Source organism: Streptomyces sp. NPDC022552 (genome assembly GCF_055561875.1).
In genome coordinates this window covers 113,238-136,376 of record NZ_JBVHGJ010000003.1, presented here as the reverse complement: position 1 = coordinate 136,376, position 23,139 = coordinate 113,238, and the positions used below count along the sequence as shown (strand labels likewise).

At 71.7% G+C, this 23,139-nt stretch carries 25 protein-coding genes; 13 read left to right on the top strand and 12 right to left on the bottom strand.

The genetic code is table 11. The annotated features are described in order from the left end of the window. Positions 1-24: 24 nt before the first annotated feature. Together fdxA and ACZ3OF_RS10375 are read left to right on the top strand one after the other, a co-directional pair. Positions 25-345 (top strand): ferredoxin, encoded by a 321-nt coding sequence (gene fdxA / locus ACZ3OF_RS10380; protein ID WP_003985062.1) that lies wholly within the window; start codon positions 25-27, stop codon positions 343-345. 82 nt (positions 346-427) lie between these two features. Continuing rightward, the gene (locus ACZ3OF_RS10375) at positions 428-1,537 is read left to right on the top strand and encodes a bifunctional succinyldiaminopimelate transaminase/glutamate-prephenate aminotransferase (protein WP_361668481.1); all 1,110 of its coding nucleotides are present in this window, start codon (positions 428-430) and stop codon (positions 1,535-1,537) included. 117 nt (positions 1,538-1,654) lie between these two features. Here the strand turns inward: ACZ3OF_RS10375 and ACZ3OF_RS10370 are convergent, their stop codons facing one another. Both ACZ3OF_RS10370 and ACZ3OF_RS10365 read right to left on the bottom strand, forming a co-directional pair. After that, positions 1,655-2,089 (bottom strand): ATP-binding protein, encoded by a 435-nt coding sequence (locus tag ACZ3OF_RS10370; RefSeq protein ID WP_467303989.1) that lies wholly within the window; start codon positions 2,087-2,089, stop codon positions 1,655-1,657. Positions 2,090-2,351: 262 nt separating this feature from the next. After that, entirely contained in the window at positions 2,352-3,281 is a 930-nt protein-coding gene (locus ACZ3OF_RS10365) for a VldE C-terminal domain-containing protein (protein WP_361668487.1), read from the bottom strand. Positions 3,282-3,310: 29 nt separating this feature from the next. On the opposite strand from ACZ3OF_RS10365, the gene dapE reads away from it, so the two are divergent. Together dapE and ACZ3OF_RS10355 are read left to right on the top strand one after the other, a co-directional pair. Then, positions 3,311-4,393, top strand: coding sequence for a succinyl-diaminopimelate desuccinylase (gene dapE, locus ACZ3OF_RS10360; protein WP_361668490.1), 1,083 nt, complete (start codon positions 3,311-3,313; stop codon positions 4,391-4,393). 84 nt (positions 4,394-4,477) lie between these two features. Continuing rightward, positions 4,478-5,227 carry an LOG family protein gene (locus ACZ3OF_RS10355; protein ID WP_467303986.1) on the top strand — a complete coding sequence of 250 codons (750 nt, stop codon included), beginning with the start codon at positions 4,478-4,480 and terminating at the stop codon, positions 5,225-5,227. A 111-nt stretch (positions 5,228-5,338) separates the two neighbouring features. On the opposite strand, the gene folP is transcribed toward ACZ3OF_RS10355, so the two are convergent. After that, entirely contained in the window at positions 5,339-6,199 is an 861-nt protein-coding gene (folP, locus tag ACZ3OF_RS10350) for a dihydropteroate synthase (RefSeq protein WP_361668495.1), read from the bottom strand. A 103-nt stretch (positions 6,200-6,302) separates the two neighbouring features. Here folP and ACZ3OF_RS10345 point away from each other — a divergent pair, with 103 nt between their 5' ends. Next, entirely contained in the window at positions 6,303-6,689 is a 387-nt protein-coding gene (locus ACZ3OF_RS10345) for a hypothetical protein (RefSeq protein WP_361668498.1), read from the top strand. Beyond that, positions 6,686-7,270 (top strand): DNA-3-methyladenine glycosylase I, encoded by a 585-nt coding sequence (locus tag ACZ3OF_RS10340; protein ID WP_361668501.1) that lies wholly within the window; start codon positions 6,686-6,688, stop codon positions 7,268-7,270. Before ACZ3OF_RS10345 ends, ACZ3OF_RS10340 begins: the two co-directional genes overlap by 4 nt. 48 nt (positions 7,271-7,318) lie before the next feature. Here the strand turns inward: ACZ3OF_RS10340 and ACZ3OF_RS10335 are convergent, their stop codons facing one another. The 3 genes from ACZ3OF_RS10335 to chcB form a co-directional block, all read right to left on the bottom strand. Continuing rightward, a complete protein-coding gene (locus tag ACZ3OF_RS10335) occupies positions 7,319-8,548 on the bottom strand; it encodes an FG-GAP-like repeat-containing protein (RefSeq protein WP_467303983.1) in 1,230 nt (409 codons plus the stop codon). A gap of 38 nt (positions 8,549-8,586) precedes the next feature. After that, positions 8,587-9,837 (bottom strand): FG-GAP-like repeat-containing protein, encoded by a 1,251-nt coding sequence (locus tag ACZ3OF_RS10330; RefSeq protein ID WP_361668506.1) that lies wholly within the window; start codon positions 9,835-9,837, stop codon positions 8,587-8,589. Positions 9,838-9,989: 152 nt separating this feature from the next. Beyond that, positions 9,990-10,793: a 2-cyclohexenylcarbonyl CoA isomerase gene (gene chcB, locus ACZ3OF_RS10325; protein ID WP_361668508.1), complete on the bottom strand. Its 804-nt coding sequence runs from the start codon at positions 10,791-10,793 to the stop codon at positions 9,990-9,992. A gap of 312 nt (positions 10,794-11,105) precedes the next feature. Here chcB and ACZ3OF_RS10320 point away from each other — a divergent pair, with 312 nt between their 5' ends. Next, positions 11,106-11,273 (top strand): DUF3117 domain-containing protein, encoded by a 168-nt coding sequence (locus ACZ3OF_RS10320; protein WP_006346801.1) that lies wholly within the window; start codon positions 11,106-11,108, stop codon positions 11,271-11,273. Positions 11,274-11,394: 121 nt separating this feature from the next. On the opposite strand, the gene ACZ3OF_RS10315 is transcribed toward ACZ3OF_RS10320, so the two are convergent. Continuing rightward, positions 11,395-12,060: an O-methyltransferase gene (locus tag ACZ3OF_RS10315; RefSeq protein ID WP_467303979.1), complete on the bottom strand. Its 666-nt coding sequence runs from the start codon at positions 12,058-12,060 to the stop codon at positions 11,395-11,397. A 141-nt stretch (positions 12,061-12,201) separates the two neighbouring features. Here ACZ3OF_RS10315 and sigE point away from each other — a divergent pair, with 141 nt between their 5' ends. The 5 genes from sigE to ACZ3OF_RS10290 all read left to right on the top strand — a co-directional run bounded on the left by sigE (position 12,202) and on the right by ACZ3OF_RS10290 (position 17,167). Then, a complete protein-coding gene (gene sigE, locus ACZ3OF_RS10310) occupies positions 12,202-12,960 on the top strand; it encodes an RNA polymerase sigma factor SigE (protein ID WP_361668513.1) in 759 nt (252 codons plus the stop codon). Between the two features lie 2 nt (positions 12,961-12,962). Then, entirely contained in the window at positions 12,963-13,964 is a 1,002-nt protein-coding gene (locus tag ACZ3OF_RS10305) for an anti-sigma factor family protein (protein ID WP_467304440.1), read from the top strand. A 78-nt stretch (positions 13,965-14,042) separates the two neighbouring features. Next, complete coding sequence (locus tag ACZ3OF_RS10300) at positions 14,043-15,884, top strand: S1C family serine protease (protein ID WP_361668516.1); 1,842 nt, start codon at positions 14,043-14,045, stop codon at positions 15,882-15,884. 92 nt (positions 15,885-15,976) lie between these two features. Then, entirely contained in the window at positions 15,977-16,447 is a 471-nt protein-coding gene (locus tag ACZ3OF_RS10295) for a sec-independent translocase (RefSeq protein ID WP_361668518.1), read from the top strand. A 93-nt stretch (positions 16,448-16,540) separates the two neighbouring features. Continuing rightward, positions 16,541-17,167, top strand: a complete 627-nt coding sequence (locus tag ACZ3OF_RS10290) for a hypothetical protein (protein WP_361668520.1) — start codon at positions 16,541-16,543, stop codon at positions 17,165-17,167. A 124-nt stretch (positions 17,168-17,291) separates the two neighbouring features. Here the strand turns inward: ACZ3OF_RS10290 and ACZ3OF_RS10285 are convergent, their stop codons facing one another. Genes ACZ3OF_RS10285 through ACZ3OF_RS10275 form a run of 3 tightly spaced genes read right to left on the bottom strand, consistent with a single transcriptional unit; the run spans position 17,292 to position 20,322 of the window. Further along, the gene (locus ACZ3OF_RS10285; protein ID WP_361609567.1) at positions 17,292-18,425 is read right to left on the bottom strand and encodes an Mrp/NBP35 family ATP-binding protein; all 1,134 of its coding nucleotides are present in this window, start codon (positions 18,423-18,425) and stop codon (positions 17,292-17,294) included. Positions 18,426-18,467: 42 nt separating this feature from the next. After that, complete coding sequence (locus tag ACZ3OF_RS10280; RefSeq protein WP_361668522.1) at positions 18,468-19,061, bottom strand: DUF1003 domain-containing protein; 594 nt, start codon at positions 19,059-19,061, stop codon at positions 18,468-18,470. After that, positions 19,051-20,322: a magnesium transporter MgtE N-terminal domain-containing protein gene (locus tag ACZ3OF_RS10275; RefSeq protein WP_361668524.1), complete on the bottom strand. Its 1,272-nt coding sequence runs from the start codon at positions 20,320-20,322 to the stop codon at positions 19,051-19,053. Before ACZ3OF_RS10275 ends, ACZ3OF_RS10280 begins: the two co-directional genes overlap by 11 nt. A 184-nt stretch (positions 20,323-20,506) precedes the next feature. Here ACZ3OF_RS10275 and ACZ3OF_RS10270 point away from each other — a divergent pair, with 184 nt between their 5' ends. Continuing rightward, positions 20,507-21,307, top strand: coding sequence for a hypothetical protein (locus ACZ3OF_RS10270; RefSeq protein ID WP_361668526.1), 801 nt, complete (start codon positions 20,507-20,509; stop codon positions 21,305-21,307). Positions 21,308-21,325: 18 nt separating this feature from the next. Here the strand turns inward: ACZ3OF_RS10270 and ACZ3OF_RS10265 are convergent, their stop codons facing one another. Together ACZ3OF_RS10265 and ACZ3OF_RS10260 are read right to left on the bottom strand one after the other, a co-directional pair. Further along, complete coding sequence (locus tag ACZ3OF_RS10265) at positions 21,326-21,835, bottom strand: hypothetical protein (RefSeq protein WP_361668528.1); 510 nt, start codon at positions 21,833-21,835, stop codon at positions 21,326-21,328. A 36-nt stretch (positions 21,836-21,871) separates the two neighbouring features. Then, a complete protein-coding gene (locus ACZ3OF_RS10260) occupies positions 21,872-23,011 on the bottom strand; it encodes a magnesium and cobalt transport protein CorA (RefSeq protein WP_361668530.1) in 1,140 nt (379 codons plus the stop codon). Between the last annotated feature and the right edge of the window lie 128 nt (positions 23,012-23,139).

Sequence of the window (23,139 nt, the reverse complement as noted above, 5' to 3'; positions counted from 1 at the left end):
GCCCTACCGAGGAGGAACGACAGCGTGACCTACGTCATCGCGCAGCCTTGTGTCGACGTCAAGGACAAGGCATGCATCGAGGAGTGCCCCGTCGACTGCATCTACGAGGGCTCCCGGTCCTTGTACATCCACCCGGACGAATGCGTCGACTGTGGTGCTTGTGAGCCGGTGTGCCCGGTCGAGGCCATCTTCTACGAGGACGACACCCCGGAGGAGTGGAAGGACTACTACAAGGCGAACGTCGAGTTCTTCGACGAGCTCGGTTCGCCCGGTGGTGCCTCCAAGCTCGGCCTGATCGAGCGCGACCACCCCTTCATCGCCGCTCTGCCGCCGCAGAACGGCTGATACCCCGCCCTCGGTCCCGTACGGCCTCGCCCGCTGTACGGGACCGACGCGTTTCCCGTACGTACGACGAAGTGAGCCACTCGTGAGCGCAGTCTCGGGCGCAGTCTCCTCGCGCCTGCCCGTCTTCCCCTGGGACAAGCTGGAGCCGTACAAGAAGACGGCGGTCGCCCACCCGGACGGCATCGTGGACCTGTCCGTGGGCACGCCGGTCGACCCCGTGCCGGAGCTGATCCAGCGCGCGCTGGTCGCGGCCGCGGACTCGCCCGGCTATCCCACGGTCTGGGGCACCACCGAGCTGCGGGACGCGCTCACCGGCTGGTGCGAGCGGCGCCTCGGCGCGGTCGCGCTCACCCACCACAACGTGCTGCCGGTCGTCGGCTCCAAGGAGCTCGTGGCCTGGCTCCCGACGCAGCTGGGCCTCGGCGCCGGGGACCAGGTCGCCTACCCGCGCCTCGCCTACCCGACGTACGAGGTCGGCGCGCGGCTCTGCGGCGCGGAGCCCGTCGTCTACGACGACCCGACCACCGACCTCGACCCGGCCCGGGTCAAGCTGCTCTGGCTCAACTCGCCCTCCAACCCGACCGGCAAGGTCCTCGGCAAGGACGAGCTGACCCGGATCGTGGCCTGGGCGCGCGAGCACGGCATCCTCGTCTTCTCCGACGAGTGCTACCTGGAGCTGGGCTGGGAGGCCGACCCGGTCTCGGTGCTGCACCCGGACGTGTCCGGCGGTTCGTACGAGGGGATCGTCGTCGTCCACTCGCTCTCCAAGCGCTCCAACCTGGCCGGCTACCGCGCCGCGTTCATCGCGGGCGACGCGGCCGTCCTCGGCGAGCTGCTCCAGATCCGCAAGCACGGCGGCATGATGACGGCCGCCCCCGTGCAGGCCGCCACGGTCGCCGCCCTGGGCGACGACACGCACGTCGCCGAGCAGCGGGAGCGGTACGCCGCGCGGCGCTCGGCGCTGCGGACGGCCCTCGAGGCGCACGGCTTCCGGATCGAGCACAGCGAGGCGAGCCTCTACCTGTGGGCGACCCGTGACGAGCCGTGCTGGGAGACGGTGGCGTACCTGGCCGAGAAGGGCATCCTGGTCGCGCCCGGCGACTTCTACGGGACGGCGGGGGAGCGGTTCGTCCGCGTGGCCCTCACGGCCACGGACGAGCGCGTCGAGGCGGCGGTCAAGCGTCTGGGCTGAGCCTGCCCGGGCCGAGCCTGCCCGGGGCGGAGGCCGCGCACATGTGAGAGGGCCCGGGGAGCGTCACGCTCCCCGGGCCCTCGCCCGTACCGGTGCTGGAGAACCGGACGGGGTTTCTCAGCCGCCGAGCGGCAGGCCGCCCAGGGTGGGCACACCGCCGCCGGCCGGCAGGTTCTGGCCGAGGCCGCCCGCCGACGGGGCGGTCTCGCCGAGGACCTCGCCCGCGCTGCCCGCGGTGTCGCCGGCGACCTTCTGCGCGGCCGGAGTCGCGGTCCTGCCCGCCGCGCCCACGGTCTTGCCGGCGGCCGGGACGGCCTTGCCGACGGCCTTGCTACCGGTGTCGCCGACGACACCGGTAGCAGTCTGCGAGGCACCGTCGACGGCGTTGCCGACACCGGCGCCGTCCAGCGAGCTGATGCCGGGGAGCGCGCTGGTGGGCGCGATGCTGTGGTCCAGGGCGCTCGCGGAGCCGGCCGCACCGACCACGGGGGCTGCTCCGGCCGCGACGATGAGGGCGGCGCGGGCGATCCGACGGGTCAGGGGGAGGGACATGGTGCTCCTTCGACGAAGACGACGTGCTGACGCCGTGACAACCGAGGCGAGGGAGGGAGAGGTTGCGGCGGCCGAAGGTAAAGGCTCCGCAATGCATCGCATTATCGGGTGGGGAGGAAAGCGGACGAACGCGCCGAAGATCCAACACCTGCTGAACCGTCACTTCCCTTGCTGGGCAAGGGGAGTGCGGGGGTAGGTGCAGGCGAGTGGTGGCGAGCGTCGGCGAATACCCGGTCGGGTGACGCCCCGTACTTGCGTCCGGCTACCGCGCGAGCCGGATGCGAACCGTTCCTTCACCGGCCGCGTCGGCCGTCTTCGTCCACGCGCCCGCGGAGTCGCCCGCGCGCCAGACCTTGTCCGCGTACGCCACTTCCACGACCCGCAGATCCTCCGCGCGCGCCACGGCCCAGTGCGCGAGCTCCCAGCCGCGCTGGGCGTCCGACCCGGTGGTCGCCAGGACCGGCACGGAGACCACGGCGGAGGAGGAGCCGACGCTCGTCCTGGCGCTGCCGCCGGCCGTCGTGCGGGGCGCCGCCTTCTTGCCGAAGGCCCGTACCAGCTCCGCCCGCAGCTTCGCCGGATCGCCCGCCGCCACGTCCCGCGCAGGGTCCGTCATACAGCGGAGGGCGGCGGGCGAGCGGCCCGTCAGCGCGGCCGAGAGAAGCGCCGCGTCCGGCTCGTGCTTCGCGTACGCCTGCGGGAAACCGCTGCGCTGCACCTTCTGCGCCGCCACGGTCAGCGGGAGCCGCGAATAGCCCGGAACCTCCGCCAGACCTTCGTAGAACCTCCCCGAGGAGTACACCGGATCCATGATCTGCTCCGGCGTCCCCCAGCCCATGGACGGGCGCTGCTGGAACAGTCCGAGGGAGTCCCGGTCGCCGTGCCGGATGTTGCGCAGCGCGGACTCCTGGAGCGCGGTCGCCAGGGCGATCGTGACCGCGCGCTCCGGCATCCGGCGCGTGGTGCCCACGGCCGAGATGGTGGCGGCGTTCGACGCCTGCTCCAGGGTGAATTCGTAGGTGTTCCTGCCACTGCCGACCGTGCACCGAGGGGCGCCCTTGGAGCCCGTCGACTGGTGTACGGCCACATAGGCGATCAGGCCGCAGAGCACGACGAAGGCGGCCGTGAACCTGGCGAGACGGCCCTTGCGGGGGGTGCGGGGGGAACGGGTGGGCTCGGACACGGGGCCCACCGTACTGGAGGCCGGGTTAGGGTCGGCACATGGCTGACAACGCTCCTCTTGACCTCACGCTGGACGGCCCCGCGCTCACCGCCGCGCTCGTCGACTTCCCCTCGGTCAGCGGGACCGAGAAGCCGCTCGCCGACGCGATCGAGCAGGCGCTGCGGCCCCTGCCGCACCTCACCGTCGACCGGTACGGCAACAACATCGTCGCCCGCACGCGGCTCGGCCGCGAGGAGCGCGTGATCCTCGCCGGGCACATCGACACCGTGCCGATCGCCGACAACGTGCCCTCGCGGCTCGACGAGAACGGCATCCTGTGGGGCTGCGGCACCTCGGACATGAAGTCGGGCGTCGCCGTCCAGCTGAGGATCGCCGCCACCGTTCCCGAGCCCAACCGTGACCTCACCTTCGTCTTCTACGACCAGGAGGAGGTCGCCGCGCACCTCAACGGCCTCGGGAAGGTCGCCGAGGCCCACCCGGACTGGCTGGAGGGCGACTTCGCGGTCCTCCTCGAAGGGTCGAACGCCGAGGTCGAGGGCGGCTGCCAGGGAACGCTCCGCGTCCTCCTGCGCACGGAGGGCGAGCGCGCCCACTCCGCGCGCTCCTGGATGGGCTCCAACGCCATCCACACCGCGGCCCCGATCCTCGCCCGCCTCGCCGCGTACGAGCCGCGCAAGCCGGTCATCGACGGTCTGGAGTACCACGAGGGCCTCAACGCCGTACGGATCGAGGGCGGCGTCGCCAACAACGTCATCCCCGACGCCTGCACCGTCGTCGTCAACTACCGCTACGCGCCCGACCTCACCTCCGAGGAGGCCGAGGCGCACGTCCGCGAGGTCTTCGCCGACTGCGGCGTCGCCGAGTTCGTCGTCGACGACCACAGCGGAGGCGCCCTGCCGGGCCTCTCCCACCCGGCCGCCGAGGCGTTCATGAAGGCGGTCGGCGGCGCCGCCCACCCCAAGTTCGGCTGGACCGACGTGGCCCGCTTCAGCGCCCTCGGCGTCCCCGCCGTGAACTACGGACCCGGCGACCCGATCTACGCGCACAAGGTGGACGAGCACGTCGTCGTCGAGCGGATCGTCCAGTGCGAGGCACGTCTCCGCGACTGGCTCACTGGCTGACAGCCGAAATTCTGCTTTTTGTCACGTCTGTGGACCTACCCTGACCGAATCAGAAGATCAGTGGATCGGCGGAGGGAGCAGACCATGGGTGTCCCCGAGGGAGGGTCGAAGCCGGAGGAGCAGCGGTTGGGGCCGGTGTTGAGGCGCCGGGACCAGGTCCAGCCGGGCACCACCGATCAGCGTCTGCTGGACACCGAGGGCGACTCGGAGTGGGTGCACACCGACCCCTGGCGGGTCATGCGCATCCAGTCCGAGTTCGTGGAGGGCTTCGGCGCGCTCGCCGAACTGCCGAGCGCGATCAGCGTCTTCGGCTCGGCCCGCACGAAGCCGGACTCGCCGGAGTACGAAGCGGGCGTGCGGCTCGGCCGCGCCCTGGTCGAGGCCGGCTTCGCGGTGATCACGGGCGGCGGCCCGGGCGCCATGGAGGCGGCGAACAAGGGCGCGCGGGAGGTCAAGGGCATCTCGGTGGGCCTCGGGATCGAGCTCCCCTTCGAGCAGGGGCTCAACCCGCACGTCGACATCGGCGTGAACTTCCGCTACTTCTTTGTCCGAAAAACGATGTTTGTGAAGTACGCGCAAGGGTTCGTGGTTCTCCCGGGCGGCCTCGGCACCCTGGACGAGCTCTTCGAGGCGCTCACCCTGGTCCAGACGCGCAAGGTGACCCGGTTCCCGATCGTGCTCTTCGGTACGGAGTACTGGAAGGGTCTCGTCGACTGGCTCCGCGACTCGGTGGTCGCGGGCGGCAAGGCCTCGGAGCGGGACCTGCTGCTCTTCCACGTGACGGACGACGTGGACGAAGCGGTCGCCCTGGTGTCGAAGGAAACGGGCCGGTAGGAAACATGAGCCTCGCCGACGATTGAGGCGCGTGGTCCGGGGCGGAGCCCCGGTTCGGGAAGGGGCGGGGTGGGGAAACAGCCCGCCGCAGGCGCCCCGCCCCTTCCGTACCTACGCCAGCCCCCGCCGCGCGACGGCCGGCGCCCGGTGCCCCGCGATGGACGCCACCATGTCGAGCACCTGGCGCGTCTCGGCCACCTCGTGAACGCGGTACACCTGCGCCCCGAGCCACGCGGAGACGGCCGTCGTCGCCAAGGTGCCGAGCACCCGCTCCTTCACCGGCCGATCCAGCGTCTCTCCCACGAAGTCCTTGTTGGACAGGGACACCAGCACCGGCCACCCCGTCTCCGTCATCTCGCCGAGCCGTCGTGTCGCCTCCAGGCTGTGGCGGGTGTTCTTCCCGAAGTCGTGGCCGGGGTCGATCATGATCCCGTCGCGCCGCACCCCGAGTCCGACCGCCCGCTCGGCCAGTCCGACGGTCACCCGCAGGATGTCGGCCATCACGTCCTCGTACTCGACCCGGTGCGGCCGGGTCCTCGGCTCCGCGCCGCCCGCGTGGGTGCAGACGAGGCCGGCGCCGTACCGCGCCGCGACCTCGGCGAGTCGCGGATCCACCCCGCCCCACGCGTCGTTGAGGACGTCCGCACCGGCCTCGCAGACCGCCTCGCCGACGTCCGCGCGCCAGGTGTCGACGCTGATGACGACCTCCGGGTGCCGGCGCCGTACCTCCGCGACGAAGCCGACCGTGCGGCGCGCCTCCTCCTCGGCCGAGACCTCCTCGCCCGGGCCCGCCTTCACGCCGCCGATGTCGATGATGGCGGCGCCCTCGGCCACCGCCTGCTCGACGCGGGCGAGAGCGGGCTCGTCGCGGAAGGTGGCGCCCTGGTCGTAGAAGGAATCCGGGGTCCGGTTCACGATCGCCATGATCACCGGCTCGTGCGGCCCGAATTCACGCCGTCCCAAGCGCAGCATCCCTTTTGTCCTCCCTCGCGTCCGTTCGCTGCGACCCTAACTGTCGGCGGCGCATGGCACGATCGACCACGGGACGAATTCCACTCCTGGGAGAGGCGCGCTGGTGTTCTGGTTTTTGCTGATCGCGATGGTCGTGGTCGTCGCTGCGGTCACCCTCGCGGTGGTCGGCGGGGGCGACAGCGAGGTGCTGCCCGAGGTGGCGCCCGAGCAGCTGGTGGACCCGCTGCCGGCGGCCCGCCCCGTGGACCGCGACGACGTCGAGGCGCTTCGCCTGCCGGTGACGGCGCGGGGGTACCGCATGGCGGACGTGGACGACGTCCTGGGGCGCCTGGGCGCCGAGCTCGCCGAGCGGGACGCCCGGATCGCCGAGCTGGAGGCCGCGCTCGCGTCGGGGCCCGGCAGGCCGGGCCCGTCGTCCGGTGGCCCGTCGTCGGGCGGTCCGTCGTCCGGTGGTCCGTCCCTCCGCAAGGACGAAGGGGAAGACCGGTGACCGGCGAGGCGGTCCCCGGCCCCGACGGGCGGCTGCGCTGCCCCTGGGGCCTGTCGACCGAGGACTACGTCACGTACCACGACGAGGAGTGGGGACGTCCGGTCCACGGGGACGACGCCCTCTTCGAGCGGCTCTGCCTGGAGGCGTTCCAGTCCGGGCTCTCGTGGATCACGATCCTGCGCCGCCGCGAGGGCTTCCGGCGGGCCTTCGCCGACTTCAAGATCGCCTCCGTCGCGGAGTTCGGCGAGGCGGACCGGGAGCGGCTCCTCGCGGACGAGGGGATCATCCGCAACCGCGCCAAGATCGACGCGACGACGGCCAACGCGAAGGTGCTGGCCGAGTGGGCCCCCGGTGAGCTGGACAGCCTGATCTGGTCCTACGCCCCGGACCCGGCCGGCCGCCCCGCACCCCGCACGATCGCCGACGTCCCGGCGGTGACCGACGAGTCGACGGCCCTGGCGAAGGCCCTGAAGAAGCGCGGCCTCCGCTTCATCGGCCCGACGACGGCCTACGCCCTGATGCAGGCCTGCGGCCTCGTCGACGACCACCTCGAGGCCTGCGTGGCCCGGAGCGCCCGCTAGGGGCGCTCCGTGCCACGCAGGCCGTTCCCGCCGCTTCCGCCGTCCGCGTCAGAAGACGTGGACGCCGTCGGCGGAGTCGAAGCCGGTCAGGTACGACGGGGCGCCGATGCCTCCCCGGCCGTTTCCGGCGTCGACGTACAGGTCGCGGTAGTTGATCGTCCGCATGAGGTCGGACAGGCCGTCCCCGGTCACGTCCCCGACCGCCAGCAGCTGCTCGTTGGCGGGCCAGGCGTACGGCAACTTCGTACGGGCACCGAACGTGCCCCGACCGTTGCCCGGGTAGAGCCACAGCGAGCGCGAGCCGTCACGGGCGACGAGGTCGGCCCTGCCGTCCCCGTTCATGTCGCCGGGCGCCACGAGGCGGTTCATGGCGTTCCAGCCGCCGCCGACCTTCTTGCGCGCCCCGAACGAGCCGCGCCCGTTGCCGGGGTACGTCCAGAGCACGCCGGCGGTGTCCCGGGCGACCAGGTCACGCCGGCCGTCACCCGTGATGTCACCCACCGCGGCGATCTCCCGCATGCTGTTCCAGCCCCCGCCGATCTTGGCGCGGGTCTTGAGCGAGCCCAGGCCGTTTCCGGGGTAGAACCAGAGCACACCGGCCCTGTCGCGGGCGAACACGTCCTCGTTGCCGTCGCCGTTGTGGTCGCCGTGCCGGACGAGCTGCGTCATCGCGTTCCAGCCGCCACCGATCAGCCGCCCCTTCGGGGCGCCGGTGGTGCCCCTGGGGGCATCGCCGGGCAGGAACCACAGCCTGCCGTCCTCGGCGCGGTGGAGGAGGTCGGGGACCCAGTTGTTGTCCAGGTCTCCGAACATGGTCACGGGCGTGGGCTCGGGGCGCGCGCTGGGTGCCAGCCAGTCCATCCAGGGGACGCCGTAGGAGAGCTCCCAGTCGGTCGTCGCCATCCGGATCGAGCTGATCTTGTTGTCGAGCCTGCCGTCGAACGCGCCCCCGCCCAGGTCGATCGGGCCGTTGTGCGGGCTGATGTACAGCGAGTCGTCGCCGGAGTGGTTCGGGCCCGTGGAGGCGCTCGCGTACAGACCGGAGTTGTTGACCAGGGACGAGATCGAGTCGTTCCACACGCCCAGGGTGGCCTGGCTGGACGAGAAGATCTTCATCTCGCCCCGGTAGTTCGCGTACTGGAAGACACAGAACTTGCCCGCCGGGCACCGGGACGAGTCCGCCGCGGCGTTCGGTGCCGCGGTGACGAGAGTGGCCAGTGAGGCCAGGGTGGCCACGGCCGCGCCGAGAGCGCGCCGGGCCCGAGAGGTTCCGACCATGGTTCGGACTCCTTTCGATGCGGGAGTGAGGGCCGGCATCAGAAGACGACGTGGGAGGAGCGGAGCTGGGCGAATGTCCTCGGGGCCTGGAGGCCGCCGTCCGCCCTGCCCGGGTAGACCCGCAGGTACATGGGGGTCGTCCGGTCCCATGGATCGCTGCCCGGGGCGTGCGCGACCAGGTCCGGCCGTCCGTCGCCCGTCAGGTCGCCCAGACCGGCCAGCTCCTTCAGGGAGTTCCAGCCGCCGGAGCCGATGAGCTTGCGGGTGCCGAGCGTGCCGCGGCCGGTCCCCGGGTAGAGCCAGAGTCGGCCCGCCGTGTCACGGGCGACGAGGTCGGCCCGCTTGTCGGAGTTCATGTCGCCGACGCCGACGAGCTCGTTCATGACCTTCCAGCCGCCGCCGACCTTCTTGCGCGCCCCGAAGGAGCCGCGGCCGTTGCCGGGATACGTCCAGAGGTCGCCGGCGCTGTCGGACGCGAGCAGGTCGGCCCTGCCGTCCCCGGTGAGATCGCCCGCGGCGGCGATGTCCCGCATGCTGTTCCAGCCGCCGCCGATCTTGACGCGGGGCTTGAACAGGCCCTTGCCGTTGCCCGGGTAGAACCACAGGACACCGGCGGAGTCACGGGCGAGGACGTCCTCGTTGCCGTCGCCGTCGTGGTCGCCGTGACGGGTCAGCTTGGTCATGGTCTGCCAGCCGCCGCCGATGCGCTGCGTGGTGCCCGCGCTCTCCCAGGTGTGAGAGGTCCACAGCCCGCCGACCGCGTCACGGGTGAGCAGGTCCGCGTAGCGGTCGTCGTCGATGTCGCCGAACGCGCCGAGCGTCGACGACGAGGCCGGGCGGAGCTTCGGAACGGAGTCGCTGCCGTACCAGGTCGGGATCCGGCTCTCGGACCCGCAGAAGTCGTCCGCCTCCGGCCCGACGTCGATCGAGCTGGCGGCGCGGTCGAGCTCGGGGTACGCGCTCTCGTCGAAGGACTCCGAGGTGTAGAAGTGCACGGACCCTTCGGGAGCGAAGCCGGGCTGCGGATAGAAGCAGACCGCGTCCGCGCTGAGGTTCACGAAGGAGCGGATGCGGTTGTCCCAGGCGCCGAGGGAGTACATCGGCTTGCTGATGACGAGCATGTCGCCCTGGTACAGCGGCTTGCTGAAGGCGCAGACCTTGCCGGAGGGACAGCGGTCCCAGCCGTCCGCCGCCCGTGCCGGGGACGAGAGAGCGGCCGACGCCAGGCCGAGTGCCAGGGCGCCGGTGAGTGCGCCGCGAACGGATCGCGACGCGGATGAAGAACGCACGGAACCCCCCAGGTGATGTGCGTGTGAAGAGAGATGAGAACGCACTCGAACAGATCGAGCGGTGTGCGGATCATATAGACGCGCGCACCACTCGATCGACGGGGTTCCCCGTGGGGCTCCGGCGGCCCTGGGCCGCCCTTCGCGTCAGGCGCTCAGCGCCCGACGTACTTCGGCTTCTCCTTCGCCAGGAACGCCCGGACCGCGATCGTGTGGTCCTCGGACGCGCCCGCCGCCGTCTGGAGCTCGTCCTCCTTCTCCAGGGCCTCGGACAGCGAGTGGTCCGCCCCGTACGCCAGGGAGGCCTTCAGCGCCGCGTAGGCCACCGTCGGGCCCTCGGCGAGGGTGCGGGCGATCTTCAGGGCCTCCTCGGCGAGGTCGGCCGCCGGGACCAGCTTGTTCGCGATGCCCAGCTCGTACGCCTCCTGGGCACTGATCGAGCGCGGGAAGAGCAGCAGGTCGGAGGCGCGGCTCGCACCGATCAGCCGGGGCAGTGTCCAGGACATGCCGGAGTCGGCGGTGAGCGCCACCCCCGCGAAGGACGTGTTGAACGCGGCGGACTCCGCGACCACCCGGTAGTCCGCCGCCAGCGCGAAGCCGAAGCCGGCGCCTGCCGCGACCCCGTTCACGCCCGCCACGACCGGCTTCTTCATGCCGGTCAGCGCCCTGACGATCGGGTTGTAGTGGTCCCGGACGGTGTTCATCGTCGCCTGCGAGCCGGTCTCCTTGTCCGTCATCAGCAGGCCCACGTGCTCCTTCAGGTCCTGACCCACGCAGAACGCCCGGTCGCCCGCCGCCGTGAGCAGCACCGCCCGTACGGCGGTGTCCGCGGCGGCCGCCTCCGCCGCGTCCCGCAGGGCGACCTTCGCCTCCACGTTCATCGCGTTCATGGCCTCCGGCCGGTTGAGCGTGATCGTGGCGAGTCCGTCGGTCACTTCGTACAGCACGGTGTCGGCCATCGGGGCTTCCCTTCGCGTCTTTGCGTCCCTGACGTGCCCAGCATGGCGGAGATCACCCGCCTCGCACATGTGAGCTGCGTCAAAGGCCGACGGCGAAGGAGCGGCACGGCAGCGGCGAAGTATCGCAGGCTGATCGCCGAAAAGGGCGGTTTTGCGGAAGCGCGTTGCGCAAGCGATGCAACCTGATGTTGGTCATCGGGTCCTGTGATGCGGGATAATGACCTGGAAGCAATGTGTTCGATGCCGGTGACGTGTGCTCCCGATCAGGGGCCGTCGGCTGACGAAGAGCTGGTTTCAGGAAGGGGAACAAGCATGGCGGCCATGAAGCCGCGGACGGGCGACGGCCCGCTCGAGGTGACCAAGGAGGGGCGGGGCATTGTCATGCGCGTTCCGCTCGAAGGCGGCGGTCGGCTTGTCGTCGAGCTGACGCCGGACGAGGCCGAAGCCCTCGGCGACGCCCTGAAGCAGGTAGTCGGCTGACGCGACAAGCCAGGATTGTCCACTCCTGCCCCGGCACGGTACCCACCGCGCCGGGGCAGGGGTGTGTCGGGGGTGGTTCGCGGTACGGAGTGTCTCCGCGCCGGGGGCCTGACGGAGGCCGTCAGCCGCGCCGCACCGCGCACAGCAGGCCGTCTCCCACGGGCAGCAGCGACGGCAGCAGCTCCTGGCTCTCCCGGACCGCCCGCAGCAGCTCCCGTATCCGCAGCACCTCGGCCGACTGCGCCGCCGAGTCGATCGTACGGCCGTCCGCGAAGACGCCCTCGAAGCAGACCAGACCGCCGGGTCTCAGCAGGCGCAACGATTCAGCGAGGTAGTCCAGGGCCTCCAGCCGGTCGCCGTCGCAGAAGACGAGGTCGTACCCGCCGTCTGCCAGCCGGGGCAGGACGTCCAGGGCGCGGCCGGGGATGAAACGTGCCTTGTTCCCGGCGAAACCCGCCGCCCGGAAGGCCGTCTTCGCGAACTGCTGACGCTCGGGGTCCAGGTCCACGGTCGTCAGGACCCCGTCCGGTCGCATGCCGTGCAGCAGATAGATTCCGGAGACGCCCGTGCCGGTACCGATTTCGGCCACCGCTTTCGCGTCGGCCGTCGCGGCCAGCAGGCGCAGGGCGGCGCCGGTGCCCGGTGACACCGAGGGCAGCCCTGTCTCCCGGGCCCGGTCACGGGCCCAGCGCAGCGCTTCGTCCTCGGCGACAAAGGCGTCGGCGAACGCCCAGCTCGTCTGCCGGTTGGCGGTAATGGCCCTCTCCTGTCCCCGTAGTTGGCGCAACGGTGACTGTATCCGCTGCACACGGGAACCCGCAGATGGGACCGCGCGTTCACCAGGGCAGGACGTCGATGAGGGCGGCGGGCTGCCCGGTCCCCAAATTCGCGTAAAGATTCTTATCCGGAGCTAACGGGCGAGGTGGCTATGGTAGGGGCTCCACTGGACACCACCAGAGCCGACAGGGGAGGTGCGGCTGCGCCTGTGGATCGGGGAGGAGTGCTTCGGCGTCTTCTCAGGTCGGCGGGTGAGCCGAAATCCGTGACCGACACCGCTGACCGAATCCACACTGCCGACTCCGCTCCCACCACCGCGACCTTCGCATCGGATGCGGAATCGCAGGCGTGGACTCCGCCCACATGGGAGGAGATCGTCAGCACGCACAGTGGCCGCGTGTACCGCCTCGCCTACCGGCTGACCGGCAACCAGCACGACGCCGAGGACCTCACGCAGGAGGTCTTCGTCCGCGTCTTCCGCTCGCTGTCGACGTACACGCCGGGCACCTTCGAGGGCTGGCTGCACCGCATCACCACGAACCTCTTCCTCGACATGGTCCGCCGCAAGCAGCGGATCCGTTTCGACGCCCTCGGCGACGACGCGGCCGAGCGGCTGCCCAGCCGCGAGCCCTCGCCGCAGCAGGCGTTCAACGACACGCACTTCGACGCCGACGTCCAGCAGGCCCTCGACACCCTCGCGCCCGAGTTCCGGGCCGCGGTCGTGCTCTGTGACATCGAGGGCCTCTCGTACGAGGAGATCGCCGCCACGCTCGGTGTGAAGCTCGGCACGGTCCGCAGTCGTATCCACCGTGGCCGCTCGCACCTGCGCAAGGCGCTCAAGCACCGTTCCCCCGAAGCCCGGGCGGAGCGCGCGCTGGCCGTCGTCGGCTGGGAGGGCGGAACGGCGTGAGCATGAGTCCTGCCGGCCCGACCCCCGCGGAGCAGCACCTCGGGGACAGGCTCGCGGCGTTGGTCGACGGGGAGCTCGGCCACGACGCCCGCGAGCGGGTCCTCGCGCACCTCGCGACCTGTGCCAAATGCAAGGCGGAGGCCGACGCCCAGCGCCGGCTGAAGAGCGTCTTCGCCTCCACCGCACCCCCTCCGCCCTCGGAGGGGCTCCTCGCACGCCTTCAGGGGTTGCCCGGGGGCCCTCCGGGGGGTGACGAACGTCGGGGGGGACCCTTCGACGACATCTTCGGCCTGGGCGGCTCCGGTGGCTCCGGTGGCCCCGGCATCGGCGGCCTCGGCGACCTCGGCGGAGTGAAGTCGGACGGCTTCGCGACGGCCGGGGCGGTCTCCCCGCACTCCGGTTTCCGTATCCACGCCGTCGGACGGCCCGACCACGACCGCTCGTCCTGGCGGGGCCGGCGCTTCGGCATCGCCGCCGCCAGCGCGGTCTCGTTCGCCGCGATAGCGCTCGGCGGAGCCCTTCCGCTGGAGTCCACGCCGAACATCGGCGCGCGCGGCGAAGGCACGGGCACCAACGTCACCCCGCTGCGGGCCCCCGCCTCGGGCGGCCCCACGGCCGCGGGCTCGGTCTCCGGTACGGGCTCGGGCACGGGATCCGGTACGGGTTCGGCCCTGGGCACGGCGACCGGTCGTGGCGGGCGTACGGAGGAGAGGGCGGCAGCCGACTCCTCGACCAGGCGGATCGGCGTCGGTTCGACCACGGGACCGGTTTCCGCGGGACCCCTGTTGCCGGGTGGCGCGACGCCCACCGAGGGCGTCCGGCTCCAGGGCGTGTCCGCACCGTCGGTGCTCGAGCTCTCCCCGTTCGTACGGCCCACGGGACCGGCCCTGCGGCTGTCGTTCACGTCCGGGTTCGACGCGCTGGGCGGACCGGGGGTCACCCCGGCTCCGACCCCGCTCGCGGCCCCGAGCCCGACGACGACACCGCTCACCTCCCACCGCTGACCCGGGACCTGGTTGAATCCAGGTCACGGGTGTCCGCCGCGAGGCGGGCGCGGACAGGCCAGCTGTTGCGGGGAGAGCATGAACGACGGGAAGCCGACCGGCCAGAAGCCGAAGTGGTGGAGCCGGCCGACGAGTACGCCGCCGGCGGCCATACCGGAACCGGAACCGGAAGCGCCGGTCGCGGACGAGGGTGACTTCACCCTCGCCGCTCCCGCGACCCCGGACGCCACGTCGCCGCAGACTCCGGACGCCCCGGCCCCGGAGGCCGTGACACACGAGGCCGCGCCCGCCGCCGTACCCGTACCGCACCAGGCGCAGGCCGCCCCGGACACTGCAACGCCGCAGGCCGGGGACGCCGTGACCGCGGAGGGCGCGACGCCGGCGTCCGGGGAGGCCGTGACGGCGCAGTCCCCTGGTGCCCCGGCCCCGGAGGGCGTGGCGCACGAGGCCGTGTCCGTACCGCAGCAGGCGCAGGGCGAGCCGCAGGGGCGGGTCGAGGCTCAGGGACCGGGTGGGCCGGAGGCGCAGCCGCAGCCGTTGCACGCGCCCGACGAGTACCGCACCCCGCCGTACGGCGGGCCAGGGCCCTGGGCCCCCGCCCCGCCCGTGCAGCGGCCCGTGGCCCCTCCGGCCCACGGAGTTCCCGTACCCCAGCAGCCGACCGCCCCGCAGCCCGTCGCGCCGCACCCGGTCTCCCCGCAACCCCCGGCGCCGCAGCACGCGCAGTGGGTGCAGTACGACCCGTGGGGAGCCCCCGGTGCCTCCGGCGCCCCGCTGACTCTCGCGGCCGAGCCCCCCGCCAAGCGCCGCCGCTCCCGCCGCGGGCTCGCCCTCGTGGGCGCGCTGACCTTCGCGCTGCTCACCGGCGTCCTCGGTGGCGCGGTCGGCGCGTACGTCGAGCGGAACGGCGGCATCACGACCGTCGAGCTGCCCCAGGCGGACGCCGAGAACTCCGGCCGGGCCCCCGACAGCGTCGCGGGGATCGCCGCCAGTGCCCTGCCGAGCGTGGTCACCCTCCACGTCAGCGGCGCGGGCTCCTCCGGCACCGGCACGGGCTTCGTCCTGGACACTCAGGGCCACATCCTCACCAACAACCACGTGGTCGACGCGGCCGCCGCCTCCGGCGAGATCACCGTCACCTTCAGCAGCGGCGAGACCGCGGACGCCAAGCTGGTCGGCAAGGACAGCGGCTACGACCTCGCCGTCGTCAAGGTCACCGGGGTCTCGGGCCTCAAGCCGCTGCCGCTCGGCAACTCGGACAACGTCCGCGTCGGCGACCCCGTCGTCGCCATCGGCGCCCCCTTCGACCTCCAGAACACCGTCACCTCCGGCATCATCAGCGCCAAGGAGCGCCCCATCACGGCCGGCGGGGAGAAGGGCGACGGCAGCGACATCAGCTATGTCGACGCGCTCCAGACCGACGCCCCGATAAACCCGGGCAATTCGGGCGGTCCGTTGGTCGACTCCAAGGCGCGCGTCATCGGCATCAACAGTGCGATCCGCGCGGCCGGCGACGGTTCGGGCGGCGAGGGCGCGCAGTCCGGCTCGATCGGCCTCGGCTTCGCCATCCCGATCAACCAGGGCAAGCGCGTCGCCGAGGAGCTCATCAACACCGGCAAGGCCACCCATCCCGTCATCGGTGTGAGCCTCGACATGCAGTTCAACGGCGACGGCGCGCGGGTCGGCGAGAAGGGCAAGGACGGCTCCGCCTCGGTCACCCCCGGCGGCCCGGCGGCCAAGGCCGGCGTCCGCCCCGGTGACGTCATCACCAAGGTCGACGGCCAGCGGGTGCACAGCGGCGAGGAATTGATCGTGAAGATCCGCGCCCACCGCCCCGGCGACCGGCTGGAGCTGACGCTGCTGCGCGGTGGCAAAGAACAGACCAAGACGTTGACGCTCGGTTCCTCGCAGGGCGACTGAACGCCATGTGGGGGACACCGCAAGGTACCCGCCCGGCTGTTTCGGCGGGTACCGTGGAGCGGGCCCCGGACCCCGTGTAAGGAGCAGCAAAGGTGTTCAACGACATCGGCATACTCGAGCTCGTGACGCTCGTGGTCCTCGCCGTACTCGTTTTCGGCCCGGACAAGCTGCCGAAGGTCATCCAGGACGTCTCGCGCTTCATCCGGAAGGTCCGCGAGTTCTCCGAGAGCGCGAAGCAGGACATCCGCTCGGAGCTGGGGCCGGAGTTCAAGGACTTCGAGTTCGAGGACCTCAATCCCAAGACGTTCCTGCGCAAGCAGCTGGACGGCAACGAGGACCTCAAGGAGCTGAAGGAGCTGCGCAGCAGCTTCGACCTCAAGAAGGAGATGAACGAGGTCGCGGACGCGGTGAACGGGCGCGAGGCCGAGGCTCCCGCGGTTCCGGCGTCCGTTGGGGGCACCTCCCGTACCGAAGGTCACGGGGGAGGCTCGCCGGACCTGCTGAAGAAGCAGGACAAGCCGGGCACCGACGAGCGCCCGCCGTACGACTCCGACGCGACCTGACCACCTGGGCTGACACGACCTGACGCCAACCGGTGGCTATCCTCCATCTGTTGTCCGCCGACGCGGGCACGACGGATCGAGGAGGCGGCCGAGATGGAGACGACGAGTCGGGTGGAGGGAGTGCCCGCAGCCCGGCGTACGGCCGAAGGCTATCTGCGCGCACCCTTCACCTGGTACGGACTCGACGACGCGTTCACCGGACCGCGCTGGCTGATGCAGGTCGGCACGGCGGCGGACGGGACCGTTCAGCACGGTTCGATGGGCCACGGGGACGAGCCGTCCATAAAGTCCGACGCGAGCGGGGCCGAGAAGGAGCGCTTCGCCGTCGTCGTGACGGTCGCGGCGAGCCCGGTGCGCAGGACGGGCGACGGTACGGGGGTACTGGACGCGACCACGGTCGCCTCCGCCGCCTGGCTGGCCGGCTCGGGACTCCTGGCGTACACCTGGCCCGCGCAGCTGGACCACGCGCTGCGGGACGACTGGCTGGACCAGCAGACGGAGACGGCGTTCGAGCTGGCGGACGACCTGGAGGGCCCGGAGTGGTCCACGCTGTCGCTGCCGGTGGACGGGGTTCCGGTGCCGTTCCACTACCGGGAGTCGGAGTTCGGGTGGGTGCTGGCCGGGTCCGCGGGTGAGGTGCACATCGGGGCGTACGGCCGGGGCATGAGTGCGTACGGGCTGGGGTTCTCGGGGGTGGAGGACCTGGACGCGTACGCGTAGCCACGTCCCAGGCACGACGGGGGGGCGCCGCTCGATGTGAGCGGCGCCCCTTCACGTTGCGCGGCCGAATGCGGCCGGCGTGCCCATCGGTCCGTCCCGGGGGAACGGACGCCCCCGACGCGTCCTAGAACTTGTTGCGCGGGGTGATGCCCAAGCTCATGCCCGAGAGGCCCCGGGCGCGGCCGCCGAGCTTGCCGGCGATCGAGCGGAGCGCCGCGCCCGCGGGGGAGTCCGGGTCGGACAGGACGACCGGCTTGCCCTCGTCGCCGCCCTCGCGCAGGCGGACGTCGATCGGGATCGAGCCCAGGACCGGCACCGTGGCGCCCGTGGTCTTCGTCAGGCCGTCCGCGACCTTCTGGCCACCGCCCGTGCCGAAGACGTCGACCATCTCGTCGCAGTGCGGGCACGGCAGGCCCGCCATGTTCTCGACGACGCCGACGATCTTCTGGTGGGTCTGGACGGCGATCGAGCCGGCCCGCTCGGCGACCTCGGCGGCCGCCTGCTGCGGGGTCGTGACGACGAGGATCTCGGCGTTCGGCACCAGCTGCGCCACGGAGATCGCGATGTCGCCCGTGCCCGGGGGCAGGTCCAGCAGCAGGACGTCCAGGTCGCCCCAGTACACGTCCGCGAGGAACTGCTGCAGCGCGCGGTGGAGCATCGGGCCGCGCCACACGACCGGGGCGTTGCCCGGGGTGAACATGCCGATGGAGATGACCTTCACGCCGTTCGCCGACGGCGGCATGATCATGTTCTCGACCTGGGTCGGACGGCCGTCCGCGCCCAGCATGCGGGGCACCGAGTGCCCGTAGATGTCGGCGTCGACGACACCGACCTTCAGACCGTCGGCGGCCATCGCCGCGGCCAGGTTCACGGTCACGGAGGACTTGCCGACGCCACCCTTGCCGGAGGCGACCGCGTACACACGGGTCAGCGAGCCCGGCTTGGCGAACGGGACCTCGCGCTCGGCCGTCGTACCCCGCAGGGCCGAGGCCAGCTCCTTGCGCTGCTCGTCGCTCATCACGTCCAGCGTGACGTCGACGCCGGTGACGCCCTCCACCCCCGCGACCGCGTCCGTGACGCGCTGGGTGATCGTCTCCCGCATCGGGCAGCCGGAGACGGTGAGGTAGACCGTGACGGCGACCCTGCCGTCGGATCCGATCTCCACCGACTTCACCATGCCGAGCTCGGTGATCGGTTTGTTGATCTCGGGGTCGTTCACCGTCGCCAGTGCTTCGCGCACCGCGTCTTCCGTAGCCATACGGAGATGGTACGGCGCGGACCACCGGCGCCGGAAAGTCTGTCAGCGGTCGGGTACGTCACTTCCGCGATCGCCGCCGGAGGGGAATAGACCGCGATGGTCCCGAAGAGCGCCGCCCCGGTGGCCGTCCTGGCGCTCCTCCATCTCCTTGATGAGGTCCTGGAGCTCCGAGCGGATCCAGTCGCGGGTCGCCACCTCCCCCAGCCCCATCCGCAGCGCCGCGATCTCCCGGGTCAGGTACTCGGTGTCGGCGATGGACCGCTCGTTCTGCTTGCGGTCCTGCTCGAGATTGACCCGGTCCCGGTCGTCCTGCCGGTTCTGCGCCAGGAGGATCAGCGGGGCCGCGTACGAGGCCTGGAGCGACAGGGCGAGCGTCAGGAAGATGAACGGGTACTCGTCGAACTTCAGCGACGACGGCGCGAAGATGTTCCACAGCACCCAGACGACGATGGTGATCGTCATCCAGACGATGAACCGCCCCGTCCCGAGAAAGCGCGCGATCCGCTCCGAGACCCGGCCGAAGGCCTCCGGGTCGTACTCCGGAAGGAACCTGGGCCGCCGCTCGCGCGGGAGGTCGAGCCGGATCCGCGGCATGGAGCGCTCCCGCTCCCGCTCCGGCGCGCGCTCAGCCCCCATGGACGGCCTCCTCACCGTGGAACTCGGTCTCGCGCCAGTCCTCCGGCAGCAGATGGTCGAGAACGTCGTCGACGGTGACCGCGCCGAGCAGCGACCCGCTCTCGTCCACCACCGGCGCCGCGACCATGTTGTACGCGGCGAGGTAGCTGGCGACCCCGGGCAGCGGGGTGTCCGGGGACAGCGGCGGCAGGTCGCTGTCCGCCAGCGAGCTGACCAGGGTGAACGGCGGGTCGCGCAGCAGCCGCTGGAAGTGCACCGTGCCCAGGTACTTGCCCGTCGGCGTCTCGTCCGGCGGCCGGCACACGTACACCTGCGCCGCGAGCGCCGGCGAGAGGTCCTGCTGCCGTACCCGGGCCAGGGCGTCCGCGACCGTGGCGTCCGGCCGCAGCACGATCGGCTCCGTGGTCATCAGACCGCCCGCGGTCCGCTCCTCGTACGCCAGGAGCCGCCGCACGTCCGCCGCGTCGTCGGGGCGCATCAGCGTGAGCAGCCGCTCCTTGTCCTCCTCCGGCAGCTCGGAGAGCAGGTCGGCCGCGTCGTCGGGGTCCATCGCCTCCAGGACGTCCGCGGCGCGCTCCTCCTTGAGCTTGCCGAGGATCTCGATCTGGTCGTCGTCCGGCAGCTCCTCCAGGACATCGGCCAGCCGGTCGTCGTCGAGGGCGGCGGCGACCTCGGCGCGGCGCTTCGGGGAGAGGTGGTGCAGCACGTTGGCCAGGTCGGCGGGGCGCAGCCGCTCGAACGTGGCGACCAGGTTCTCCGCCCCCTGGCCCTCCTCCTCCAGGGAGAAGCCGGTGACCGCGGACCACTCCACGGTCAGCGTCTCGCCCTTGCGGCGCAGCGCCCCCGGCTTGCCGCGCCGTACGAAGACCTTGTCGATCTCCCACTCGCGGCGGGCGGGAAGCTGCTGGATGGCCACGTCGAGCACGGTGACGTCCTCGTCCGTACCGACGATCCGCACCCGGCGGTCGAGGAGTTCGCCGAGGACGAGCCGCTCGGTGGGGCGCTGCTCGAAGCGCCGCATGTTGACCACGCCCGTGGTGATGACCTGGCCGGACTCCACGCCCGTGATCCGCGTCATCGGGACGAAGACCCGGCGGCGGCTGAGCACCTCGACGACCATGCCGAGCAGCCGGGGCGGGCGGCGGCCCACCCGGAGCATGGCCACGAGGTCGCTGACCCGGCCGACCTGGTCGCCGTTGGGATCGAAGACCGGGACTCCGGCGAGATGGGAGACGAAGATCCGGGGGGCGCCTGCCGCCATGCCACGCGCCTCCTCGGTGCCGCTCGATTCGGGTCAATGCTGAGCTATGCCGGGTTCAGGCTAGCCCGTGCCCATCCGTGGCGCCCCGGCAGAGCGCCCGTACGGCTGCCTGCGGCGACGGCGCGCGTCCCGGGTACGCTGCGGTCTGCCGTCCCCCCACCATCGACGACGAGAGGCAGCGCCGGTGACGTCACTCCCCACTGCATCGCGCATCCGCAGGGTCGTCCTGCCGCTGGCGCTGTGCGCCGGTCTCGCGGCGGGACTCAGCGCGTGCGCGGAGGACCCGGACGAGGGGACGAACGGGGTCGGGAGGCTCTCCCCGGACGCCATCGAGGAGAAGGCGCAGTCGGCGGCCGACCGTGCGAAGGCGGTCCGGCTGGCCGGGACGCTGGTCAGCAAGGGCGGCACGTTCAAGCTGAACATGCGCCTCAAGGACGACGGCGCGACCGGCTCGGTCGTGACGAAGAACAGCACGTTCGAGCTGCTGCGGATCGGCGACGCGCTCTACATGAAGGCCGACGCGGCGTTCTGGACGCACGGCGAGGGCGGCGGCGAAGGCGGGAGCGGCGACGGGGACGGCGGAAGCCAGGGGTCCGCGGAGCCTTCGGAGGCCGACAGCGACGCCGCCGACAAGCTCGACGACAAGTACGTCAAGGTGCCGCAGGACGACCCCTCGTACAAGCAGCTGCGCGGCTTCACCGACATGGACCTGCTCCTGGACGGGCTGATCGGCCTGCACGGCGAGGTGGTGAAGGGCGACCGCGACAAGATCGGCGGCATCCGTACGGTCAAGGTCAAGGGCGGCGAGGACGGCGAGGGCGGCACGCTGGACGTCGCCCTGGAGGGCACCCCGTTCCCGCTCCAGTTCGCGCGGGGCGGCGGAGCGGGCGTGGTGGTGCTGTCCGAGTGGGACAAGGACTTCCCGCTGGAGGCCCCGGCGCCGGGCCAGACGCTGGATTACGGCAAGCAGCTGCCGCGTACCTGAGCCCTGCGGTACCGGGGCTCAGCGCTTGCGGCGCTTGAGCAGCAGCCGGGGGAGGGCCGCGGGCGCGGGGCGGCGCGTGAGCGCCTCCGAGGGCTGCGGGACCGCCGCGAGCGAGCCGGTCGGCAGGTCCGTCGTGGAGTCCAGCGGGGACAGCCGCAGCACCCGGCACTCCCGCGCCCAGCGCTCCGGCATCGCCTCGCCGTCCGTCGCGTTCAGGCGCTTGCCCTTCAGCTCGGCGACCGCCGCGTCCCACTCCTCCGTGCCGGGAGCCAGTTCGCTCACCGCCGCCGTCCAAGCGACGATGCGACCACCCTTGTCCTTGCTGCGGACCGTGACCTCGGCCGTCGAGCCCGCGACCAGCCCCGGGAGCGGTTGCTCGCCCGGACCGTCGCCGACGACGTGCGCCGCGCCCTCGTGCCAGACGTGCCAGAGGGCCCGGGCGGGGGCGGCCTCGCCCCGGACCCAGATGAGGCCGGACTTCTTCGTGGCCTCCTCGACGAGGGCGGGCCCGAGCAGCTTGTCTGTCATGCCCCGCAGCCTATCGAGAGCCGGCCGGCGCGCGGCCTAGAGCCAGCCGTTGCGCTTCAGTGTGCGGTGGATGGCGAAACAGATGACCGTGATGCCGACGAGCACCATCGGGTAGCCGTACTTCCACTCCAGCTCCGGCATGTGGTCGAAGTTCATGCCGTACACGCCGCAGACCGCCGTCGGGACGGCGATGATCGCCGCCCATGAGGTGATCTTGCGCATGTCCTCGTTCTGCGTGACGGTCGCCTGCGCCAGGTTGGCCTGGAGGATCGAGTTGAGCAGCTCGTCGAAGGCGACGACCTGCTCCTGCACGCGCGCGAGGTGGTCGGCGACATCACGGAAGTACTTCTGGATGTCCGGGTCCACCAGCCGCATCGGGCGCTCGCTCAGCAGCGCCATCGGGCGCAGCAGCGGGGTGACGGCCCGCTTGAACTCCAGTACCTCACGCTTGAGCTGGTAGATCCGCCCGGTGTCCGTGCCGCGCGTGGAACCCTTCGCGGGCGGCGAGAAGACATCGATCTCGATCTGGTCGATGTCGAGCTCGACGGCGTCGGCGACCGCGATGTAGCCGTCGACGACATGGTCGGCGATGGCGTGCAGGACGGCCGAGGGGCCCTTGCTCAACAGCTCGGGCTCGCCCTGGAGGCGGTGGCGGAGGTTGCGCAGCGAGCCCTGCCCGCCGTGCCGGACGGTGATGACGAAGTCGGGGCCGGTGAAGCACATCACCTCGCCGGTCTCGACGACCTCGCTGGTGGCGGTGAGTTCGGCGTGCTCGACGTAGTGCATCGTCTTGAAGACGGTGAAGATGGTGTCGTCGTACCGCTCCAGCTTCGGCCGCTGGTGGGCGTGGACGGCGTCCTCGACGGCGAGCGGGTGCAGCCCGAACTCGGCGGCGATACCGGCGAATTCGGCCTCGGTCGGCTCGTGCAGACCGATCCAGGCGAAGCCGCCGCTCTCCCGCACCTGGCGCATCGCGCCACGCGGCGTGAGGCAGGCGCGGTCGTCCACGCGACGCCCGTCGCGGTAGACCGCGCAGTCCACGACCGCGCTGGAGGCGGACGGGTCGCGGGTCGCGTCGTAGTTCGCGTACGGCGAGGCACCGCCGGCGGTGGGCTTGCGCAGGGAGGTGCGCAGGGAGGGGCGGACCGCGGCGCGCAGGTCACGGATCATCGACATTTGGCATGCTCCTTCACGGAGAAGCCGTCGGCGAGACGTGGCACAGCCCGGAATGGGGACGTGGAGCTACGTCGTCCACAAAGCGGGCGGCACCGCGGGATCGCGGTGACGGCGTTCGCTACAGACAG

Bases quoted from the DNA above. Each gene is read 5' to 3' on its own strand.
- ACZ3OF_RS10370 (WP_467303989.1), bottom strand. From the start codon at position 2,089: ATGTCCCTCCCCCTGACCCGTCGGATCGCCCGCGCCGCCCTCATCGTC.
- dapE (WP_361668490.1), top strand. From the start codon at position 3,311: ATGGCTGACAACGCTCCTCTTGACCTCACGCTGGACGGCCCCGCGCTC.
- ACZ3OF_RS10355 (WP_467303986.1), top strand. From the start codon at position 4,478: ATGGGTGTCCCCGAGGGAGGGTCGAAGCCGGAGGAGCAGCGGTTGGGG.
- folP (WP_361668495.1), bottom strand. From the start codon at position 6,199: ATGCTGCGCTTGGGACGGCGTGAATTCGGGCCGCACGAGCCGGTGATC.
- ACZ3OF_RS10335 (WP_467303983.1), bottom strand. From the start codon at position 8,548: ATGGTCGGAACCTCTCGGGCCCGGCGCGCTCTCGGCGCGGCCGTGGCC.
- chcB (WP_361668508.1), bottom strand. From the start codon at position 10,793: ATGGCCGACACCGTGCTGTACGAAGTGACCGACGGACTCGCCACGATC.
- ACZ3OF_RS10320 (WP_006346801.1), top strand. From the start codon at position 11,106: ATGGCGGCCATGAAGCCGCGGACGGGCGACGGCCCGCTCGAGGTGACC.
- sigE (WP_361668513.1), top strand. From the start codon at position 12,202: ATGGTAGGGGCTCCACTGGACACCACCAGAGCCGACAGGGGAGGTGCG.
- ACZ3OF_RS10305 (WP_467304440.1), top strand. From the start codon at position 12,963: ATGAGTCCTGCCGGCCCGACCCCCGCGGAGCAGCACCTCGGGGACAGG.
- ACZ3OF_RS10300 (WP_361668516.1), top strand. From the start codon at position 14,043: ATGAACGACGGGAAGCCGACCGGCCAGAAGCCGAAGTGGTGGAGCCGG.
- ACZ3OF_RS10290 (WP_361668520.1), top strand. From the start codon at position 16,541: ATGGAGACGACGAGTCGGGTGGAGGGAGTGCCCGCAGCCCGGCGTACG.
- ACZ3OF_RS10285 (WP_361609567.1), bottom strand. From the start codon at position 18,425: ATGGCTACGGAAGACGCGGTGCGCGAAGCACTGGCGACGGTGAACGAC.
- ACZ3OF_RS10280 (WP_361668522.1), bottom strand. From the start codon at position 19,061: ATGGGGGCTGAGCGCGCGCCGGAGCGGGAGCGGGAGCGCTCCATGCCG.
- ACZ3OF_RS10275 (WP_361668524.1), bottom strand. From the start codon at position 20,322: ATGGCGGCAGGCGCCCCCCGGATCTTCGTCTCCCATCTCGCCGGAGTC.
- ACZ3OF_RS10265 (WP_361668528.1), bottom strand. From the start codon at position 21,835: ATGACAGACAAGCTGCTCGGGCCCGCCCTCGTCGAGGAGGCCACGAAG.
- ACZ3OF_RS10260 (WP_361668530.1), bottom strand. From the start codon at position 23,011: ATGTCGATGATCCGTGACCTGCGCGCCGCGGTCCGCCCCTCCCTGCGC.